The sequence below is a fragment of the Adlercreutzia rubneri genome, from assembly GCF_009755265.1.
In the GTDB taxonomy this organism is placed as follows: domain Bacteria; phylum Actinomycetota; class Coriobacteriia; order Coriobacteriales; family Eggerthellaceae; genus Adlercreutzia; species Adlercreutzia rubneri.
The window spans coordinates 41,799-62,353 of record NZ_WPOO01000010.1; the positions used below are offsets into that span (position 1 = coordinate 41,799).

Genomic DNA, 20,555 nt, shown 5'->3' on the forward strand with positions numbered 1-20,555 from the left:
CAGAACGCGAATAGCTCTTGCAAAGAAACCATGGTAGCTCCTTCCGAAGAAGAGGCGACCACACCACCTGCCACGATTAATATAGCACAATAGTATCATGCACGAAAGTGCTAATATGAAAGATATGACATGAATCTTGATTTGGGGAACCTGCCGCGGACGATCTGGGTTGAGAAGAGCGAGGGAGGGCCCGTGGTGGGGTTCGTGGACCAGCGGCTTCTGCCAGATGATCTGGCTCTTGTGCGCACCGCGGACTGGCGCGAGGTCGTGGATGCCGTGAAGACGCTGGCCGTTCGCGGCGCGCCGGCTATCGGCGTGGCGGGGGCGGCGGCGGTGATGCTGGCCGCCTTCGAGTGCGCGGCGGACGAGAGCGCCGCCAACCTCGTGAGGCAAGGCGATCCGGAGGCAGGTGGCGGTTTCGGGAGGGAGGGCGCTCGTGCCGATTTCGACCGTCGCTTGGAAGAGGCTGCCCGCGTGATCACCGGGGCGCGGCCGACGGCGGTCAACTTGTCCTGGGGCGTGCGCAGGGCCGTGGAGGCGGCCCAGGAGGCCCGCAGCGCCGGCAAGACGGCCGCAGAGGCGGCCGAGGCGCTCTACGGGCTCGCAGGGGCCCTCATTGCCGAGGACGAGGCGGTGAACCGCCGTATCGGCGCCCATGGGGCCATGCTGCTGCGCGAGATTGCGGATAAACGGGACGGGAGGGGAGACGCCCCGGAGGCCTCCCATGGCATCGACGGCTCTTCGCGCGTGGCCGCACCTGTTCGGCGGCAGGGTCTCAACATCCTCACGCACTGCAACGCGGGCAGCTTGGCGACGGCTTTCTACGGCACGGCGCTCGGCGTTGTTTATGCGGCTGCGCAAGAAGGGCTTATCAACCGCGTCTATGCCGACGAGACGCGCCCGGTGAACCAGGGGGCGCGCCTGACGGCGTGGGAGTTGGCGCGCGCTGGGGTGCCGGTGACGCTGCAGTGCGACGATATGGCGGCGTCGCTTATGGCCGAGGGGAAGGTGGATGCCGTGATCGTCGGGGCCGACCGCATCGCCGCCAACGGGGATACGGCCAACAAGGTGGGCACCTTGGGGCTGGCGATCATGGCTCGTCATTTCCAAATTCCGTTTTATGTGGCTGCCCCAAGAAGCACCATCGATTGCATAACGAAGACAGGCGACGACATCTCCATTGAGGAGCGCGATTCGTCCGAGGTGCTCGCCGAACCCCTCTTCGGCGTTACGGTGCGCAACCCGGCTTTCGATGTGACGCCCTACGCCCTCGTCACGGCCATCATTACCGAAGATGGGATTTGGAAGCCCCTTGAACTCTAGAACCCTATAGACAACATAACATTATATGTAATAGTACGTCCCATAGAGAACGGCGCAGTGGGGCGAGGCCTCGTCGCGGCAGTAAGGGAAGGCTATGATCACACTGGCGGCCGCCTCTCAAAAGGGCGGCGTTGCGAAGGCGACGACCAACTTGGCCATCGGGGCGAAGCTGGTCGAAGACGGGGCGCGGGTGCTCTATATCGACCTCGACCCCCAGATGAACCTCTCCACCACGCTGAAGGCTCAGACAGGCGGCGTTCTGTCGTCGCTTGACGTGCTCACGGGCGAGGCGGGCGTGGCCGCTGCGGCGCAGACCATCGATGGCTACGATGCCGTGCCGGCCAGCCGCCTGAACGGGAAGGCCGACGACCTCATGCCCTCGGTGGGGAAGGACTACCGCTTGCGCAAGGCGCTGGAGGCCGTCTCCGATCGCTATGACTTCGCGATCCTCGACACGCCGCCGGCGCTCGACACGCTCACGGTGAACGCGCTCACGGCGGCCTCCTGGGTAGTCATACCCGCTCAGGCCGATGCCTATTCCCTGGACGGCGTCACCGATTTGGCGGCCACCATCCAGGCCATCCGCGAGTACACCAATCCCGATCTCAAGATAGCCGGCATCCTGCTGATGCGCTACAACCCGCGCACGCCCATATCGAAGATCATCCGTGAGGACGCCGAGGCGATGGCGGCCGAACTCGATACCAAGGTGTTCCGCGCCTGGATTCGCGAGGCCACCGTCATCAAGGAGTCCCAAGCGGTGAAACAGTCACTTTTCGCGTACGCCCCCTCGGCGAAGGTGGCCTACGACTACCGGTTCTTCATCGAGGAGCTGCTGGAGGACATCAATGGCTAAGAAGGATCTGCGCGCCCAGATGGATGCGGCGCGCGCGGCAGCCGCCTACATCGGCGCCGCCCAGGAGGATCTGGCGGCGCCCGAGAGGGGGATCTCCCCTTCGGGCAGCTCGGCGAGATCGTCCGAGAAGGACGGCGCGAAGGCGGCGCCGAGACGGTCGCGAACCCATGAGGTGAGAAGCGCCTCCCTTGATGTGACCCAGGCCGCCGCGATGCCCGATTTTTTCGCCGAGGACTATACGGAAGAGCCTCGGTGCGAGGCAATCCCATCGGTCTCCTACGGCATCGCCTCGGTGCTAGCGGCATCTGACGCGGCGGGGACGGCCGAGGCCGCCGATGCGGCGGGGATGGTCGAGGCCGCCGATACGGCGGGGATGGTCGAGGTCGCCGGTGCGGCGGGGACGGCCGAAATCGCCGGTGCGGCGGGGACAACTGAGACCGCCGATGCGGCGGCTGCTGCGGTGGAGGATGCGGACGCGCCTTCCCGGGCCGCCGGCGCGTCTAGGGCCGCTGCCCGTACGCGCAAGCCGCGCAAGAAAAGCGTTGAGGCCGAGCCGCCGGTCCAAGCCGGAGAGGGGACGAGCGGACGTATGACCGCTCAGGTGCGGGTGCCCATGACGGCCGAGCAGAGAGAACACGCCGACCTTTTGGCGTCGGTCATGAAGATCACGCGAGCCGAGGTTATGCGCCAGGCCCTTGACGAGTACTGGGAGAGCCACAAGTCCGACCTTCAGGCGGCAGTCGCGGCCTGCGAGGCGCTCACCAAAAGCTCATGAAGTAAAACCGCTCGCCCTCGATTGAAAAGAGGGGCGGATCGCTTCGTTTGCGCCAAGGTTGAAGCACCCGACCAACGGATTCGAATGCTGAGTCCGTTGGTCGGGTTTTTTGCACGGAAATCTCCTCGACGAAAAAATTTTTCCGAAGTTTCTCCTCTGTTACCTAGCAAGGGCCAGGACGTTGAGCTCGCCCAGTGGTTCTACCTTGAGGGCACGGGTACCGTGGCCGAGGTGACCGAGGGCGAAGGCGAGGCGAAGCGCACCTACAGCAAGGTGACTTTCACCGCTGCCAACGTTGTGAACAACAAGGGCACCGAGCTGCGTCCCGCCAAGACGTTCACCGGCGAGGAGTACTACGAGATCGAGCTGGTGCGCGACGACGCGAACGCGGTCGTGGGCGCCTGGATCAAGAACCCGGCCTTCGGCGACAAGGTCACCGAGACTGTGACCGACGAGGCCTCCGGCACCACGGCCACCGTGGTCACCGGGCATACCGGCTTCTACACCATGAAGACCGACGCCGATGGCGCCTTCGCCTTCAACGACGACAACACCGCCGGGCTTCTGCCCTACGTGCAGTTCGACACCAACGACAACCCGGTGGCGGCCGGCGATGCCGCGGCTACCGACGACACCCTGGCCATGGCGTCCTACCGCCTGCCCGAGCCGAACCTGCCCGAGGGCCACGTGCTCACGGTGTTCCACAACGGCGACAAGAGCTCCTCGCCGGTGTGGGCCACCAACGCCGACTCGGATGCCAAGCGCGACATCCACCGCTCGGCCATGGTGGACGGCTACGACACGGCCATCGTGACGAGCTACCCGCAGTTCGCCGCTACCGACAAGAACGGCGCCATCACCGGCGCCGATGGCAAGCCTGTGGAGCAGGACGACAAGGGCCTGGCCGAGAAGACTGGCTTCATCGTGACCGCCAACTCCTCCACGCCGGCCGCCAACACCCCCTACACCTTCTCTATGGAAGGCGTGGCCTACGACGTGGCCAACCAGGTGTTCAAGCGCGAGCACGTGAACACGGGTCTCTTCAAGGCGCCTACCTCCCAGATCACCGGCATCGTGTGGGACGACACCGAATCCGACGACAACACGGCTCCCGATGGCGTCCGCGCCGATGACGAGCAAGGGCTTGTCGGCGAAACGGTGCTTGCCACCCAGTGGCACTACGTGCCCAAGGGCGCCGCGGCCTTCGCCCAGATCAAGACCGGCGATGACGCTGGTCTCGTGGAATGGGTCGCCGCTGACGGCACCAAGTCCACCGACGATACGGCCAAGGCGTCTGCCGTGGGTGCCTGGGTGCAGAACATCGGCTTCGGTTCCGACTGGGTGACCACCAAGGCCACCATCGTCAAGGATCCGACCGACATCACCGACCAGGGCAAGGTCGTCTGCATCCCGGTTGTGAGCAACGGCGAGAACCGTGCCGATGCCCGCAACAAGATGGGCGTGGTGGCCGTGAAGACCTATGCGGCCGGAGGTGCCCAGAAGGTCGTGGCCGACGCGAAGGAGGCCGCCGGCTACAAGCTGGTGGACGTGGTCGACGGCGAGTACGTCTTCGACAACCTGCCCACGGCCGTGGTGGTGCTCGACGCCAACAGCGGCATCGACGAGTACTTCCTTGCCGCCTACCGCGTGGAGCTGGCGGCCCCCAAGAACTACCTGAAGAGCGGCTACGCGAAGGGCGAGCGGGACCCCTGGCACATCACCACGCCGCATCAACCCGTAAGCTTCGCCGACACTGACGCGACCGCCAAAGGGCTCGCCGTCGACTCCGACGTGCCCGGCACCAAGGCGGGCGTGGCCGGCAACGCCGATGAGCTCGACATCACCGATGGCGCCATCAAGGCCCTGTACCAGAGCTGGCCCATCCAGCACCGCTACGCGGCAGACGGCTCGGTGCGCGCCAACGACGGCCAGGTCATCCTGGCCGAGGTGAACAACGGCAAGACTGATGGCATCCAGGCCAGCTTCGCCGACATCCCGGTATCCAACGCCATGGACACCGCCGATGCGGCCACCTACCAGTGGACGCATCCGGTAGTGACCGAGGTGGCCGGCGACGTGGGCGAGATCGCTCCGGCCTACCGCGCCATCGGCGGCTACGTGTGGAAGGACAACGACTACAAGGACGGCATCTACAACCTTATTCCCGGCACTTACGAGGATATGGTCAACACTGGCATGACCATCGAGCTGAAGAACCCCGAGAAGCAGCCGGTGCCCGATCGCCCGACGAGGCTGTACCTGCGCCAGTGGTACTACGATCCCGACCGCACCAACGGCGGCAACGCGAACCCCGAGGCGGACGCCCCGGCCGACCACTGGTTCCCGGTGCCCCAGGGCGCGTTCACGGAGTACGGCAACGATCGCGACTGGAGCCCGACCGAGGCGACCAAGGCGCCCTTCTACTACAAGACGGTGACCACCCGCAACAAGAGCGTTACCGGCAAGGAAGCGGACAGCTACTACCAGTTCGACGACCTGCCCGTGCGCGTGTTCATCGACGGCAAGGAGTACCTGGCCGGCTACACCGTGGCCATCCGCGGCAATGCCGACTTCAAGCCGGGTAACTACGAGGCCCAGACCTCCGACTACCTGGTGCAGAACAACCTCACCGCTCCGGACTACCTGGTGGACCAGTGGAACTCCAAGGGCCTGGCCAACGTGCGCGGCACCTCGTCGTTTGCCTACCGCTACGGCCCCGAGACCTTCCCGCTCGTCCGCAGCCAGAAGTTCAGCTCCAACGGCGACATCCATACCATGGACTCCGTCATCGTGCTGGCCGGCTCCACCACCGCCGATGCCAAGGGCGCCCGCACGGGCAGCACGCCGTATGTGGTGAACTCCGCCGAAAAGAACGGTGATGCGCCGCTGGCCTCCTTCGATCTGGCCTTCGGCAAGAACGAGACCCGCATGAACGGCGGCTACATCGTGACGCCCTCCGCTCCCATTGAGGGCTACATCTGGGAGGATGCCAACTACGACGGCATCCGCCAGGAGGATGTCTACGATAAGGACGGCAACCTCGTCTCCGAGGGCGAGCGCGGCATCGGCGGCGTGCGCATCCGCCCGACCAAGTACTACCTGGACGACACGGACAAGACCGGCGGCCCGGACGGCACGTGGAAGCGCACCTACAGCCTCGACGAGGACGGCAACCGTGTGCTCGACCCGTACTATCCCTTCACCACCTCCTACGGCACCGACCCTGAGGAGGATCTGGAGCTGGGCCAGTACCGCACCGACCTTGTGCCCACGAGCTTCAAGAAGCCCGATGCCCAGAAGCTGGGCGAGGCGAGCGACCGCGAGTATCTGTGCGGCTACACCGTAGCCGTGGCCGACACCAACCCGGCCGACCTCTACCAGCAGGTGCCTAACGAGGCCATCGCCGGCTACACCCTGACCCGTCCGCACGTCGCGGGCGACCTGGACGACGTGGTGGCGGCGGGTGACGCCGAGGGCATGCGCACCGAGTCCGATGCCTTCCGCTACTACACCTCCGAGGGCTTGGACGCCCTCGACAGCACCACCAAGGCCTTTGGCCTGGTGAACCGCTTCATCGACATGCAGGACTCCGTGCCTGCGGCGGGCGATACCGACAAGAACGCGGCCTTCAAGAACCGCGTGCCGGCCGGCCGCGCCGACGGCATGGTCATCGTGGCCCACGAGGCGGTGGAAAGCTCCACCAACGACAAGACCCAGAAGAAGTACAAGGGCGTCACCTACGACACCGACGAGAACGTCCAGGTGCAGCAGGGCGGCGACGGCGGCTTCATAAAGATCCCCGAGACCTCCGTCACCGGTGTGGTGTGGGACGACTCCTACAGCGACCAGTGGGCCGCCAGCAACCCGGTGCTCGACCGCGCCGAGCGCGAGCGCTCCTACGACGGCATCTACCAGCCTGCCTTCGAGAACGGCCTGCCTGGCCGCACCGTGGCGCTGACCCAGTGGCACTACGTGACCCACGACCTGTGGAAGAGCTTCGCCTTGCGCCACGCCCATCTGGTCTACAACCTGCTGACCAAGGAGGATCTTGAGAAGCTGGGCATCGACCAGGTTGAGCCCATCGAAGCTATGAAGACCATCGACCAGGCTACCGACGCGACGCTCGAGCTCGCCTGGCAGCTGCTGTACGACCGTGCTGAGCAGGGAGCCGCGAGCGATGTGTGCGCGGCGAGAGGCAACGAGGACGCCCTGGGATTCTGGGTGCGCACCCGCGCCTTCGGCGGCGACGTCACCTGGAAGAACAACGGCACCGCCGAGAATCCCGATTGGGAGCGCGTGGTCACCTACAACCCGACCAAGACCGAAACAGTGCGCGACGGTCAGGTCCAGTACGTCATCAACGGCGACGGCGACCGCACGGTGACCACCGGTCCTCTGGGCCTCGACTACCAGGGCAACGTGGTAGACGACCTGGATCCTGGCACCTACGCCTTCTATAACCTGCCCACCAGCTGGGTGGGCTGCGGCGACGAGGTTCACAAGGAGATCGAGCTCGCGCCGCGCTACGTCGGCAAGGAGGACGCCGCGGATGACGGCACCACGCTTCTGGGTGCCGACGAGGCTCGCGATTACCCGGCCGGCTTGGCCCCGATGTACGGTGACACCTACTCGCTGGCCAGCTACGAGGTGGAAGTGGACGGCCTGGCCCACGACGGCTCCGACGTCGAGGCCAACGGCACCAGCTGGATGCTCACCCGCTACCACGCCGGCAACGCCGATGAGGTGGAGTCCAACGTGGCCTCTACCGACCGCTTCGGCGTGGTGAACTTCGCAAAATACGAGGGCGACGGCAAGGCCGTGCGCCTGGGCCGCACCGTTACCGACCGCACCGTCATTGCGGCCGAGGGCGGCCTCGAGATCGCCGGCACGCGCACCTCGGTGGGCGATGTGGACGGAGAGGATCACGGCGGCCGCATCGTGGTGGCCAGCGAGGGCGTGGCCGAGGGAGAGAACAAGACGAAGCTGGAGAACGCGAGCGACTTTGCCCGCGTGAGCACCGAGCAGCTGGTTCGTCCAGACGCGCCGTTGTACGGCGTGGCGGCCTACGACTGGCTGACGGTCGACATGGAGACGGTTGTGGTGGATTCCGTTCCCGACGGCAACGGTGGCACTTGGGAGCACAAGGTGCCGCTGCCCAAGGTTGTCCAGGGTGGCGACATGGGCATGGTTCGCCCCGCCCTGCAGTCCATCTCCGGCGTGCTGTGGAACGATGCGAACAACAACGGCATCCAGGACGTGACCTTCGACGAGAACGGCAACGTCGTCGGAGAGGAAGAGATCCTCGACGGCTACGAGGTCACCCTCGAACGTTACTACTTCGACGGCGCGAACTGGGTGCCCGACACCACGCAGTGGGCCGCCGACAACACGGCGTCCGTCGCAGTGACCACGACCGACCGCGTGCTCATGGAGCGCGGCACCGAGAAGACGAAGCCCACCGAGCTCGGCGAGGACATCGACGGCGCGCTGACCGGCACGCCCGATCTGCACCGCTCGGGCACCTACCGCTTCGACAACCTCGAGACGGCGGGCCTGCGCAACGTGAACGGCACCGACACGTGGGTGGCCTACGGCTACAAGGTGCGCGTGAGCGACCCGCGCGTCACGGAAAACGAGCTTTTCCGCGCGAAGTACCAGGTGACGGGCGCCGGCTATCGTGAGAACTCCGATCTGACTGACGACAACAAGCTGGTGGAGCCCGACGAGTACATCATACTTCTGGAGACGGTGGCCGCCGACGGCACCACGCCCGACGGTTTGGCGTCCCATGAGTCGAACATCGTTTACGCGCCGGCGTCGAACAACGACGACCAGACGCCGAATCTGGTGCTCGACGAGAACGGCGATCCGGTGCTGGATGCCGACGGCAAGGTGCAGGTGAAGGACCCGATGACCGCCACTGTCGGCGGCAAGACGCTCGTGGCCTACGACCTCATGATGGGCGCGAGCCGCGACCACAACGACGGCGGCCTCATCGAGCCCCCGGCTTACGCCATCGATGGCTACGTCTGGGAGGACGCCGACTACGACGGCCTGTACAACTACAACACCGAGACGCGCGTGACCACCGAGAAGGACGGCACCAAGACCGAGGCCGACTACCTCGAGTACGGCTACAACGACAAGCAGGTCATCCTGAAGCAGTACGTGCTCGGCGCCGACGGAACCTGGAAGCTCAACCCGCACTTCGGCAACGACGGCAACGTCATGGCCGAGAAGGTGGCCGACGGCGTGACCGAGGCGAAGACCGACACGCTGAACCCGACCTCTGGCACCTACAAGGTGCGCAACGAGGCGGGCCAGATGGTGGACGCCTCCCCGGCCGAGCGCCTCACCTTCACGGTGCCGAACTCCACCTACCTGGGCGGCGGCAAGGTGGCCGTGCTGACCGGTGACAACGAGAACCTGAAGGCGCTCGCCAAGGACGGTACGACCGAGCTGCACGACGTGTCCGGCTACTACCTGTTCGATCAGCTGCCCACGGCCGTGCGCACCTGGAACTCGACGGCGAAGAAGTACGAGTACGCGCTTGCCTCCTATACGGTGGAAGTGAACGGCGAGAAAGCCGCCGACGGCATGTCCTCGCTGCTTGTGACCACCTTCGAGGCCGAGACGACCGCCCACGACGTGGTGAACTCCCGCGTCCAGCCCATGGTGACGGCCGAGGAGCAGCACGAGGACACCAACACCGACGGCATGGCCGAGGTGTGGAGCCGCTACGAGACCAACAACTACCCGGTGTTCCTGGACGAGCAGAACATCCAGACCGCCGATGCGACGCACTCCGATGGATCGTGCACCATCAAGGAGTGCGAGACCGTCGAGGGCGAGATCTCGAAGAACAACGCCGCCTGGCGCATCGTGCTGGCCGGCTTGGTCGATGGCGCCAGCTGGGCGAACCAGCGCACCGCCTACGGCTGGTCCGAGAAGCACGAGGCTGTCGACGCCAACGGCCGTCCGACGACGGAGACGGTGACCGGCACCTTCGATTACGACTTCGCCATCGGCCAGAACCAGAACGCCATGAACGCCGGCTTCGTGCCGCCCGACCGCTCGAGCCTGGTGGGCCAGGCGTGGTACGACGAGGACTACGACGGCAAGAACGATTCCGACACTTCCGACGACCGCATCGACACCGACGACCGCGACAAGACCGAGCAGGGCGTCGAGGGCCTGCGCGTCATCCTGACCCAGTACTACTTCGTGCCCACCTACGACAACCACGGCAACCAGCTGCTGGAAGACGAGGACAACAACGTCTTCTTCCTCGACCGCGACCGGGCCAACGACGACTACCCGGACGGCCAGCTGCATCTGGTGGAGTCGCGCGGCGGCAACGTGGTGTCCGGCGCCGACGACAAGGTGTACCTGGTTCGCTCCGGCCGCACCTACGACTACGACGCCCTGTACAAGGCCGGCGTGCGCGAGCTGAAGGACTCCGGCTACTGGGTGGAGAACACCAACCTCAACGGCGGCCGCCAGTACAAGGACGGCGAGGACGTCGAGGTGCCCGAGACCCCGGTCGAGCCGGAGAATCCGAACCCGACCGACCCGGAGAACCCGGGCGAGACGACCGATCCCGAGAACCCGAGCCCCGTGGAGCCGGGTACCGGCGAGGATGCGGGCATCCGCATCGTGGCCGAGCCGGCCATGCGCAGCTTCTCGCTGGCGCGGATGGCACTGGCCGCCACCGAGGAGACCGAGGGCTTCGCCGACGGCGAGAGCACCGAGGTGACCGACCCGGGTGAGGAGACCTGCACCCACGAGAACAAGACCTATACGGGCAACAAGAACGGCACCCACGACTGGACGTGCGACGCCGAGGGATGCACCGCCTCGGCGACCAACGAGGCCTGCTCCGACGGCGATGGCGACGGCCGCTGCGACGGCTGCGGCGACTGCCTGCACCTGCACGACCGCACCTACACCTACAAGGATGCCGACGTCCACACCGTCACCTGCGCCGACTGCAACGAGGTGCTGGGCGAGGAGCCCCATGCCGACGCCAACGGCAACGGCATGTGCGACGGCTGCGGCGCCGATGTGTGCAAGCACACCGAGCTTGAGTGGAAGGACAACTTCGACAACACCCATACCTCTGTTTGCAAGATCTGCGGCAAGCAGACGAGCACGGCGGCCCATGTGGACGCCAAGCACAACGACGAGGCCGGCACGGAAGGCCCCGACGGGCGCTGCGATGTCTGCGGCGGCCTCATTATCGAGGATCACCAGCTGTGGATCTACACCGACGCCGAGGGTGTCTATGACTTCGACAACCTGCCGGGCTACGTGCTCGTGAGCAGCGAGGTCGACCATCCGGCCGCTCCGGGCGAGGACATCGACAAGGTGTTCCAGCCCTACGGCGTGGCCAACGCCAACGGCACGGCGCTTTCCACCTCCGACCTGGTGGCCCTGCAGAAGCGCCCCGTGTCGGTCGGCATGATCCGCCAGCTCTCGGCCTCCGAGATCGTCTCGCTGTCCGCCAGCCAGGTGGAAGCCATCAAGGCCGATGCCGACATGATGGCCGCCTATGAGGCGCGCCAGACCGAGCTCGCCACCAGCGATCCGGCCTTCACGTCGGCCACCCCGTACCTGACCGGCTACGCCATCAAGGTGGTGGACGACTCCGGCGAGTACGTGGCCAGCCGCTTCCATGTGGAGGGCGCCAGCACCGGCGACAACTCCGACCTCACCTCCTTCGAGTCCTCGCTGACCGACAACGTCAACGCCGAGAACGAGAAGGTCAACGAGGTGTACGCCGTCGTGGCCGAGAAGATCGCCGACGACGCCGACCTCACCGGCGGCATCCTGTCGAGCGCGTACGCGGTCCGCTACCTGAAGACCAACTACGACCTGGCCAACCGCATGTACTACAAGCGCGCCTTCGACGCCGGCCTCACCAAGCAGCTGCCGGTGCTCATCGACGGCAACGTGTGGAACGATGTGAACTCCGACGGCCTCATGGACGAGGAAGAGGAGCGCATCGAGGGCGCCGTCGTGCGGCTCGTGCGCTACTGGTACGACGAGACCGGCATCGGCTACTGGGAGCAGGTGCCCGGCCAGACCCCCGGCGGCGACGGCAGCTTCGAGAACTCCGGACTCACCCGCGAGGAGTACGACGAGATCGTTGCCATGGCCGACCCGTTCAAGCTGGACGAGGGCGAGACCATGACCTCCGAGGAGCAGAAGGCCGCGGCCGACGCCATGACGGCCTACATCAACGAGCTGTACGCGTCTGTGGCCGCCATGCCCGAGGGCGCGGCGCGCGCCGAGGCCGCCACGAAGAACCTGATGAAGCTGAACGTGCTGTACCACAACCACACCGAGTTCCTCACCAGCTACATGGAAGTCGTTCCCGGCGAGGGCGACGTTGCCGGCGACGGTGAGACCACCGAACCGGCCGGCGTCGAGGAGCTCGTGATCTACAGCGCCTGGGCCAACGCCAACCGCGACCTGACCGTCCTCGTGGGTGCCGAGACGCCCGAGGAGGAGAAGGGCGTGTGGCGCCGCGACTGGACCTTCACCCAGGATATGCTGGAAGACCTCACCGGTCGCCACGATCTGTCCAAGGACGGTCTGGGCACGAACTATCCGTACCTGCCGCTGACGGCCGACGAGGCCCTGGCGGTTGCCGACGACGACGAGAAGTTCTTCGACCAGAACGGCTACGAGTACGTGCCCGGCGCCGGTTTCGATAGGACCGACGAGAACGGCCACTGGCAGTTCCTGGCCTACGGCACCGGCACCCATCAGGCCTCCAGCGACTCGGCGGCCTTCAAGGTGCTGTTCTCCTATCGCGCCGAGATCGTGAGCTACCCGGACGAGGATGTCTGGGCGCCCACGCTGCAGCATATCGGCAAGACGGTCAACGACTGGATCAACTCCGACTTCGACGACGAGACCCAGGCCCTGAAGCCGAACGTGGAGGATGCCGCCAGCCATGCCGGCGACTACACCTTGCCGGCCACGGACAACCTGAACGAGGCCATGCGCAAGGCCGGCGACCTCATCGTGCTGACGCGTTTGGCCGACGAAAGCGAGTCCTCCACGACCTCCGGCGCCTACGCCACCTACGCCTCCCAGCCGGGCGGTTCCGAGGACGTGGAGTGCGAGCACGTGGATGAGGACACCGCCACGACGGCGGCCGACGGCCTGTGCGACAAGTGCGGCCTGTGCCTGCACGAGAAGGACGAGAACGGTCTGTGCACGGTTGAGGGATGCCAGCATATCGGCATGGAGTGCTGCGGCACGGCGACGCCGACCGAGCCCGGCGAGGACGAGGGCGACGGCGACGGCGACGAGGGCGATACGCCGGTCATCGACGTCACCAAGCCCGAGGGCGGGGACACCACTCAGCCGAGCGAGGGCGACGGCGGCGAGGTCGAGACCTTCACCACGCGGGTCATGGCTGCCAGCGCGGTTGACGCTCGGGCCGATACCAACACCAACACCGGCAACGGCATCTACAGCGACGACTACGTGACCGAGATGCTCGCCTGGATCGCCACAGCCACCCAGGACGATCTGGACAACATGGATCAGCAGCGCCACGACGCCATCTTCGGCAAGCACCAGAAGGACGCCGCCGGCAACCTGCTGTACCTGGAGACGACGATCGAGAACGGCAAGGAGGTGGAGAAGGTCGTCACCAACGAGACCAACGTCACCACCGGCGAGCCGAACCTGCCCTACTACGACAACACCGGCAGCCAGCGCCTCTACGAGGCCTACCAGGCCCGCGTGGCGTCGCTGGTCGGCGACAACCAGTGGTCCGACCTGAACTGGTTCAGCTCGCTGGCCCACGGCTACGGCCTGTTCCGCATCGCCCAGGCGCACATCGCCGGTGTGGTATGGCAGGACGACAACTACAACGGCATCCAGGACGCCGGCGAGAACGTGCGCATCCCGAACGTGCCGGTGAGCCTGAAGCGCTACTGGTTCGGCACCGATGCGACGGGCACCGGCTGGCATCTGGACGAGACGTTCAGCCAGACTACCGTGTCGGACGGCCAGGGCCACTGGATCTTCGACAACCTGGACGTCGCCGGCAAGCGCATGGTGGGCGGCAAGGAGACCACGGTGCTCTACGGTTTCGAGGTGACGGTGGACGACCTGCCGCGTGGCTACGGCGTCACCCATATGAACCGCGGGACTGCCACCACCGACTCCGACCTGAACGAGGACACCAAGCTCATCGAGCCGGGCGATCCGCAGGGCGGCCTCATCGTACTGGCCCAGCCTTCCGACCGTCGCGATCTGGTGGGCAACGGCGCCGCCTACATCCTGGGGCCGAATGGCACCGTGTGGGTGATCTCGCTGTCCGAGGATTCCGACTACAACGACACGGGCCTTGTGCCCTACGCGCTCGCGGCCATCGCCGGCGTGGTCTTCGACGACCCGGAGGCCGACGGCCTGCAGGATGACACGGCCGTTGCGGTGCCCGGGCAGAAGGTCTACCTCGACCGCATGGTCATCGACGTGGACGCCGTCGGCTTCAACGGCGCCTCCTACGCCCCCACGGCCCTCGCGGCCGTCGAGGGCCAGAAGGTGCGCTCCGAGGACGGCTGGGCCGAGGTGGCCTCCATGGAGACCGACGTCGACGGCGCCTACCGCTTCGACGGCCTGCCCATGGTGGACGGCAACGACAAGCCCTACCTGTACCGGGTGCGCTCCTACATGCCCGACGGCAAGGAGTGGGTGGCCATCAACGTCGGCTCCGACGAGAACAACGACTCCGACTGGGGCGAGGCGGCCAACTCCGTGGTCGGCGCCGGCGGCCGGGTCGGCATCACGCCGGCCATGTCGGTGCTCGGCGCGTTCCAAACGGTGCGCACGACGCCCAACGCCTACGGCCAGAAGTTCAACCTGCTGGTTCCCTACAACTGGGTGCCGGAGGACGGACGGTCGGTCGACCTCGGCATGACCGGCGACGCCGACGCGTGGCGCACCCTCGTGTTCACGACGCCGTGGGGCACCCGCCTGTTCTACGTGAAGCTCCCGCAGACCGGCGACGAGCTCCTGCCGTGGATGGTGGGGCTGGCCCTGGTCGCGGCCCTCGGCCTCGTTCTCGCCGTGGCCGCCCGCCGGCGCGACGATGACGACGAGGAGGAAGAAGAGACCCCTGAGGAGTAGGGGAGACCGCCGGGGCGGACGGAGCGCCCTCCGCCCCGGCACCTGAGACCTTTCCGAGTAGGCAGACTGCTTCGCGGAACCCTGATTACCCGCGAAGTCACCTGCCGAAGCCCGCCGGCTGCCGCCGCTTATGCGCGCGGCGGCAGCCGGCACATCATATATGCCATCTCCGATGAAGCAGACGGCCCCGCGGAATCCTGATTACCCGCGGGGCCACCTGCTATTTAGGGGTTGTGAAATCGGGGGAAGGGTCTTTCAAAAATCTGCGAGTCGATTATCATAGGCGTCATGTTTTCTCGCGAGCACATACTTTCGGCGTTCTCCGCCGCCGTTCCCATCATGCTGGGCTATGTGGCCATTGGCCTTCCCTGCGGCATTTTGGGGAACACCATCGGGCTGAATCCCTTGCAGGTGGCGCTTCTGTCCATCCTTCTGTACTCGGGCGCCGGCCAGTTCATGATTCCCAACATGTTCCTCGCCGGCTCTTCGGTGGCGGCCATCACGGCGTCGGTGTCCCTCGTGAACACGCGCCAGATGCTCTACGCCGCCTCCTTCGCGCCCCAGTGCGCTGCAAGCCCCCGTTGGCTTTCGGCCCTGTTCGCCGCATCGGTGACCGACGAGTCCTACGGCGTGAACACGGCGCGCTTCGCCGAGGGCAACTGGTCGGTGGACCGGGCGCTCATGGTGAACCTGTTCTCCCAGAGCTCCTGGACGATCTCGAACATCGTGGGCTGCGCGGTGGGGGCAGCTGTCGACATTCCCGTGCCCATCGCCGCCTTCGCCATGACGGCCATCTTCATCTGCCTGCTCGTCACCCAGAAGTTCACCTCCGCCAATATCGTCGCCATGATCGTGGCGATGCTCGGCGTGTACCTGTGCAAGGCGTTCGGCCTCACAGGTCCTGCCATCCTCATCGGCGCCATCGCCGGCGTTGTGTGCGCCCTGGCGTTCTCGGCGCTGTTCCCGCGCCGTCCCGTCACGGCAAGCGCTCCCGGTACTGATCCCGTAGGGGGCGACCTAGGTCGCCCCTCCACAAGCGAGGACGCCTCACCTCATGAGGACGGTGAGCGCCGATGAGCTGGGAGGAGTTCTGGTTCGTTCTCATCGGGTGCGTGCTGGCCATGTGGGCTTGCCGCGTCGTCCCGCTGTTTCTGCTGAAGGGCCGCGAGTTGCCCCCGCGCCTCGCCCAGGCCCTCGGCTTCATCCCGCCCGCGGCGTTCGCGGCGCTCGTGGCCAACGACCTTTTGAACCCCGGCATGTTCGATGCGGGCGTGTGGCCGGCGGCCATTCCGCTCGTGGCCGCCGTGGCCTCGGCGCTCGTGGCCGTGAAGACCAAGTCGCTTCTGTGGACCGCCGTGGCCGGCGTGGCCGTCTACGCGGCGCTCGCCTTCTTCGCGGTGTAGGGGAGGGTTGGCTGTGGGCGTGATCCGGTTTCTCGGGCAGCACAAGGGGGCGGTGGCGCTCGTCATGCTGCTTCTGCTCCTGAAGGCCGGCTGCGAGCTGGCCATCCCGGTGCTCACCTCGCAGATCGTGGACGTGGGCATCGCCCAGTCGGGCGTGGAGGACCTCGACGTCCTTGCGGGCTACAAGGCCGCCGGCGTCGATCTGTTCCCCATCCAGATGGCCTACCTCCTGCGCATCGGCGGCCTCATGCTGCTCGCCGCCGCCGGCTCCATGGTGCTCGATGTGGCCGCCGGCTTCGTGTCGGCCCGCACCGGCGCCAAGATCGGCCGCGATTTGCGCCGGCGCCTGTTCGCGCGGGTGGTGGCCTTCTCCGATGCCGAGATCAACCGGTTCTCGGCGGCCTCGCTCATCACGCGCGGCACCAACGATGTCACCCTCATCCAGAACGTGTGCACCATGGTGATGCGCATGGTGCTCTACGCTCCCATCCTCGCCATCGGCGGCGTGGTCATGGTCATGGTCACCAACCCCCAGCTGGGATGGATCGTCGTGCTCGCCGTGGCCGTGGTCTTTACGGTCATCGCCGTGCTGTTCCGTTTCACGCTGCCGCGGTTCAAAATCATGCAGACGCTCATCGATCGCGTGAACCTCGTGGCCCGCGAGATGCTGAACGGCCTGTCGGTGGTGCGCGCCTTCAACCGCGAGGGCTTCGAGGAGAACCGCTTCGACGCCGCCTCGCGCAAGCTGCGGGATACCCAGCTGTTCACCAACCGCGCCATGGCCTTCATGATGCCCACCATGATGCTCGTGATGAACCTCACCTCGGTGGCCATCGTGTGGTTCGGCGCTCAGGGCGTGGCCGCGGGAACCATGCAGACCGGCGACCTCATCGCGTTCATCACCTACGCCATGGTCATCATCATGGGCTGCCTCATCATGGGGATGGTGTCCATCATGCTGCCCCGCGCCGATGTGGCCGCCCAGCGCCTGAGCGAGGTGCTCGCGACCGAGCCCACCGTTCGCGATCCCGAGGCGCCGATTCATGTGCGGTCCGATGCCGCGTCGGGTGCGCGCATCGCCTTCAACGACGTCTCCTTCCGCTACACCGACGACGGCGACCCGGCGCTCTCCCATGTGTCGTTTGTCGCCGAGCCCGGCACGACGCTCGCCATCGTGGGCCCCACGGGCTCGGGCAAATCCACCATCGTGAAGCTCATCGAGCGCTTCTACGACCCGACGGCGGGCTCGGTCACCCTTGATGGCGTCGATCTGCGCGAGCTTTCCCAGGCCGACCTGCGGGCGAACCTCGGCTACGTTCCCCAGAAGGCCTTCCTGTTCGAAGGCACCGTGGAGAGCAACATCGCCTATGGCGACGAGGGCGCCGACGAGGTGGCCATTCGCGGCGCCCTGGAAGTGGCCTGCGCTCTGGATTTCGTGGAAGCGCGCGAGGGCGGCATGCTCGCCCCCATCGCCCAGGGAGGCGACAACGTCTCCGGCGGCCAGCGCCAGCGGCTGGCCATGGCCCGCGCCCTTGTGCGGCGCCCGCGGGCCTACCTGTTCGACGACTGCTTCTCGGCGCTCGATTACGCCACGGATGCCCGCGTGCGCGCCGCGCTGCCCGCCTGGGCCGCCGGCTCCACTGTGATCCTCGTGGCCCAGCGCATCTCCACCGTGCTTGCTGCCGATCGCATCGTGGTGCTCGACGAGGGCCGCGTCGCCGGCGTGGGCACCCACCGCGAACTCATGGAAACCTGCCCCGCCTACCAAGAGATCGCCTTGTCGCAGCTTACCGAGGAAGAACTGGCTGACCCCATCCCCGTAGGGGGCGACCTCGGTCGCCCCTCGTCAAGCGAGATTGATCCGCTTGGGGAGGGCGAACCAAGGTTCGCCCCTACGGAGGGGAAGACGGAAGAAGAGGCTGCCGAAGGGGGTGCGCGATGAGCGGGCATCCCTCTTTCATCCCCAAGGGCGGCGGTCACGGGCGCGGCCCCGGCGGCCACGGGCACGGCCCCGGCGGCCACGGCCCGGCGGCCCGCATGATGGGCGGCGAGAAGGCGCTGGCCTTCGGCCCCACCATGAGGCGCATGCTCTCCTTTATGGGCCAGTTCAAGGGCCGGCTTCTGCTCGTGCTCCTGTTCGCCGTGGCCTCCACCGCGTTCTCCATCGTGGGTCCGAAGGTGCTCTCCGAGGCCACCACGGTGCTCTTCGACGGCGCTGTGGCCTCTGCAGCCGGCACCGGCTCGATCGATTTCGACGCCATCGGCCGCATCCTTCTGGCGACGTTGGCCCTGTACCTGCTGTCGGCGGCGTGCTCGTGGGTGCAGTCCTGGGTCATGAGCTACATCTCGCAGCAGACGTGCTACCGGCTGCGCGACGCCATTGCGAAAAAGATCGACCGCGTGCCCTTCGGATATTTCGAGAAGACCTCCACCGGCGACACCCTCTCGCGCATCACCAACGACGTGGACACCCTGGGCCAGAGCCTCAACCAGGGCATCACCCAGGCCATCACGTCGGCAGTCACGGTGGTGGGCGTGCTTGTCATGATGCTCTCCATCAACTGGATCATGACGCTCGTGGCCCTGGTCATGGTGCCGGTCTCCATGGCGCTCGTGGCGGTGGTGGTGAGGCTCTCCCAGAAGCACTTCGTGGCCCAGCAGCGCCTGCTCGGCGCGCTGAACGGCCGCGTGGAGGAGACGTTCTCGGGCCATGCCGTCGTGCGCGCCTTCGGGCGGGAGGACGAGACCGTGCGCGCCTACGAGGCCGACAACGAGGCGCTGTACAACGCCGGCTGGAAGGCGCAGTTCCTCTCGGGCCTCATGATGCCGGTGCTCGGGTTCGTGGGGAATCTGGGGTACGTGGCCGTCGCCGTCACCGGGGCGTTCTTCGCCGTGGCAGGCACCATCACCGTGGGCGACATCCAGGCCTTCGTCCAGTACGTGAAGAACTTCACGCAGCCCATCACCCAGCTGGCCCAGATCTCCAACGTGCTGCAGTCCCTGGCCGCGGCGGCCGAGCGCATCTTCGCCTTCCTCGATCTGCCCGAGGTGCCGAAAGAGGCCTCCGCCGTGGATCCCGCGGCGCTTTCCACCGACGTGGAATTCGACGGCGTGCGCTTCGGCTACACGCCCGATGCGCCCGTCATCCGCAACTTCTCCGCCACGGTGGCCGCCGGGCGCACCGTGGCCATCGTCGGCCCCACGGGCGCCGGCAAGACCACCATGGTGAAGCTGCTCATGCGCTTCTACGACGTGGACGCGGGCGCCATCCGCATCGGCGGCGCCGACATCCGCGAGCTTTCCCGCCCCGATGTGCGGAATCTGTTCGCCATGGTGCTGCAGGATACGTGGCTGTTCTCCGGCACCGTGCGCGAGAACATCCGCTACGGGCGGCTTAATGCCACCGATGGGGACGTGGAAGCGGCCGCGCGCGAGGCCTGCGCCGACCATTTCATCCGCATGCTGCCCGGCGGTTACGACTTCGAGATCAACGAGGACGCGAGCAACTTGAGCCAGGGCCAGCGCCAGCTCATCACCATCGCCCGGGCCCTTCTGGCCGACCGCCGCATGCTCATTCTGGACGAGGCCACCTCTTCGGTGGACACGCGCACCGAGCTGCGCATCCAAGAGGCCATGGACCGGCTCATGGCGGGACGCACGTCGTTTGTCATCGCGCATAGGCTCTCCACCATCCGCGCGGCCGATCTCATCTTGGTCATGCGCGACGGCGACATCGTGGAGCAGGGCAGCCACGAGGAGCTGCTCGCTGCGGGCGGCTTCTACGCCGAGCTGTACAACTCCCAATTCGCCTCCTGCAACGACCGCTTCGAGGAGTAGCCTCTCTTTCCTCCCGTAACCTCTTCGTAGACGCCGGCCCATCCGTAGGGGCAGATCTTGGTCTGCCCTCCTCAAGCGAGGCCACCGCACCTGAACAGGAACGATCAAGATCGCCTCTTGCGGGAACAGGCGCGAAGCCGTTCTTCGGCGAGGCGGCTCCATTCCTTCAATTCCGTAAAAGTTTCCTGCAGAAACGTCGCAGGACGGG

The 20,555-nt window shown here is 66.3% G+C and carries 8 protein-coding genes; all 8 read left to right on the plus strand.

The annotated features are described in order from the left end of the window. Nucleotides 1-129: 129 nt before the first annotated feature. The 8 genes from mtnA to GO707_RS07055 all read left to right on the plus strand — a co-directional run bounded on the left by mtnA (nucleotide 130) and on the right by GO707_RS07055 (nucleotide 20,347). A complete protein-coding gene (gene mtnA, locus GO707_RS07020; protein WP_114540032.1) occupies nucleotides 130-1,323 on the plus strand; it encodes an S-methyl-5-thioribose-1-phosphate isomerase in 1,194 nt (397 codons plus the stop codon). Between the two features lie 94 nt (nucleotides 1,324-1,417). Continuing rightward, complete coding sequence (locus GO707_RS07025; RefSeq protein WP_114540033.1) at nucleotides 1,418-2,179, plus strand: ParA family protein; 762 nt, start codon at nucleotides 1,418-1,420, stop codon at nucleotides 2,177-2,179. Next, complete coding sequence (locus GO707_RS07030) at nucleotides 2,172-2,954, plus strand: hypothetical protein (RefSeq protein ID WP_114540034.1); 783 nt, start codon at nucleotides 2,172-2,174, stop codon at nucleotides 2,952-2,954. The genes GO707_RS07025 and GO707_RS07030 overlap by 8 nt, the downstream gene beginning before the upstream one ends. A 222-nt stretch (nucleotides 2,955-3,176) precedes the next feature. Further along, entirely contained in the window at nucleotides 3,177-15,107 is an 11,931-nt protein-coding gene (locus tag GO707_RS07035; protein ID WP_157012643.1) for an SdrD B-like domain-containing protein, read from the plus strand. Between the two features lie 288 nt (nucleotides 15,108-15,395). Next, on the plus strand, nucleotides 15,396-16,184 hold the full coding sequence (locus GO707_RS07040) for an AzlC family ABC transporter permease (RefSeq protein WP_114540036.1): 789 nt from the start codon (nucleotides 15,396-15,398) through the stop codon (nucleotides 16,182-16,184). Beyond that, nucleotides 16,181-16,510, plus strand: coding sequence for an AzlD domain-containing protein (locus tag GO707_RS07045; protein ID WP_114540037.1), 330 nt, complete (start codon nucleotides 16,181-16,183; stop codon nucleotides 16,508-16,510). The genes GO707_RS07040 and GO707_RS07045 overlap by 4 nt, the downstream gene beginning before the upstream one ends. Nucleotides 16,511-16,523: 13 nt before the next feature. Next, the gene (locus GO707_RS07050) at nucleotides 16,524-18,452 is read left to right on the plus strand and encodes an ABC transporter ATP-binding protein (protein WP_114540038.1); all 1,929 of its coding nucleotides are present in this window, start codon (nucleotides 16,524-16,526) and stop codon (nucleotides 18,450-18,452) included. After that, a complete protein-coding gene (locus tag GO707_RS07055; protein WP_114540039.1) occupies nucleotides 18,449-20,347 on the plus strand; it encodes an ABC transporter ATP-binding protein in 1,899 nt (632 codons plus the stop codon). The genes GO707_RS07050 and GO707_RS07055 overlap by 4 nt, the downstream gene beginning before the upstream one ends. The last annotated feature ends 208 nt before the right edge of the window (nucleotides 20,348-20,555 follow it).

Excerpts from the sequence above, each read along its gene's own strand:
- mtnA (WP_114540032.1), top strand. The coding sequence starts at position 130 with ATGAATCTTGATTTGGGGAACCTGCCGCGGACGATCTGGGTTGAGAAG.
- GO707_RS07025 (WP_114540033.1), top strand. The coding sequence starts at position 1,418 with ATGATCACACTGGCGGCCGCCTCTCAAAAGGGCGGCGTTGCGAAGGCG.
- GO707_RS07030 (WP_114540034.1), top strand. The coding sequence starts at position 2,172 with ATGGCTAAGAAGGATCTGCGCGCCCAGATGGATGCGGCGCGCGCGGCA.
- GO707_RS07040 (WP_114540036.1), top strand. The coding sequence starts at position 15,396 with ATGTTTTCTCGCGAGCACATACTTTCGGCGTTCTCCGCCGCCGTTCCC.
- GO707_RS07045 (WP_114540037.1), top strand. The coding sequence starts at position 16,181 with ATGAGCTGGGAGGAGTTCTGGTTCGTTCTCATCGGGTGCGTGCTGGCC.
- GO707_RS07055 (WP_114540039.1), top strand. The coding sequence starts at position 18,449 with ATGAGCGGGCATCCCTCTTTCATCCCCAAGGGCGGCGGTCACGGGCGC.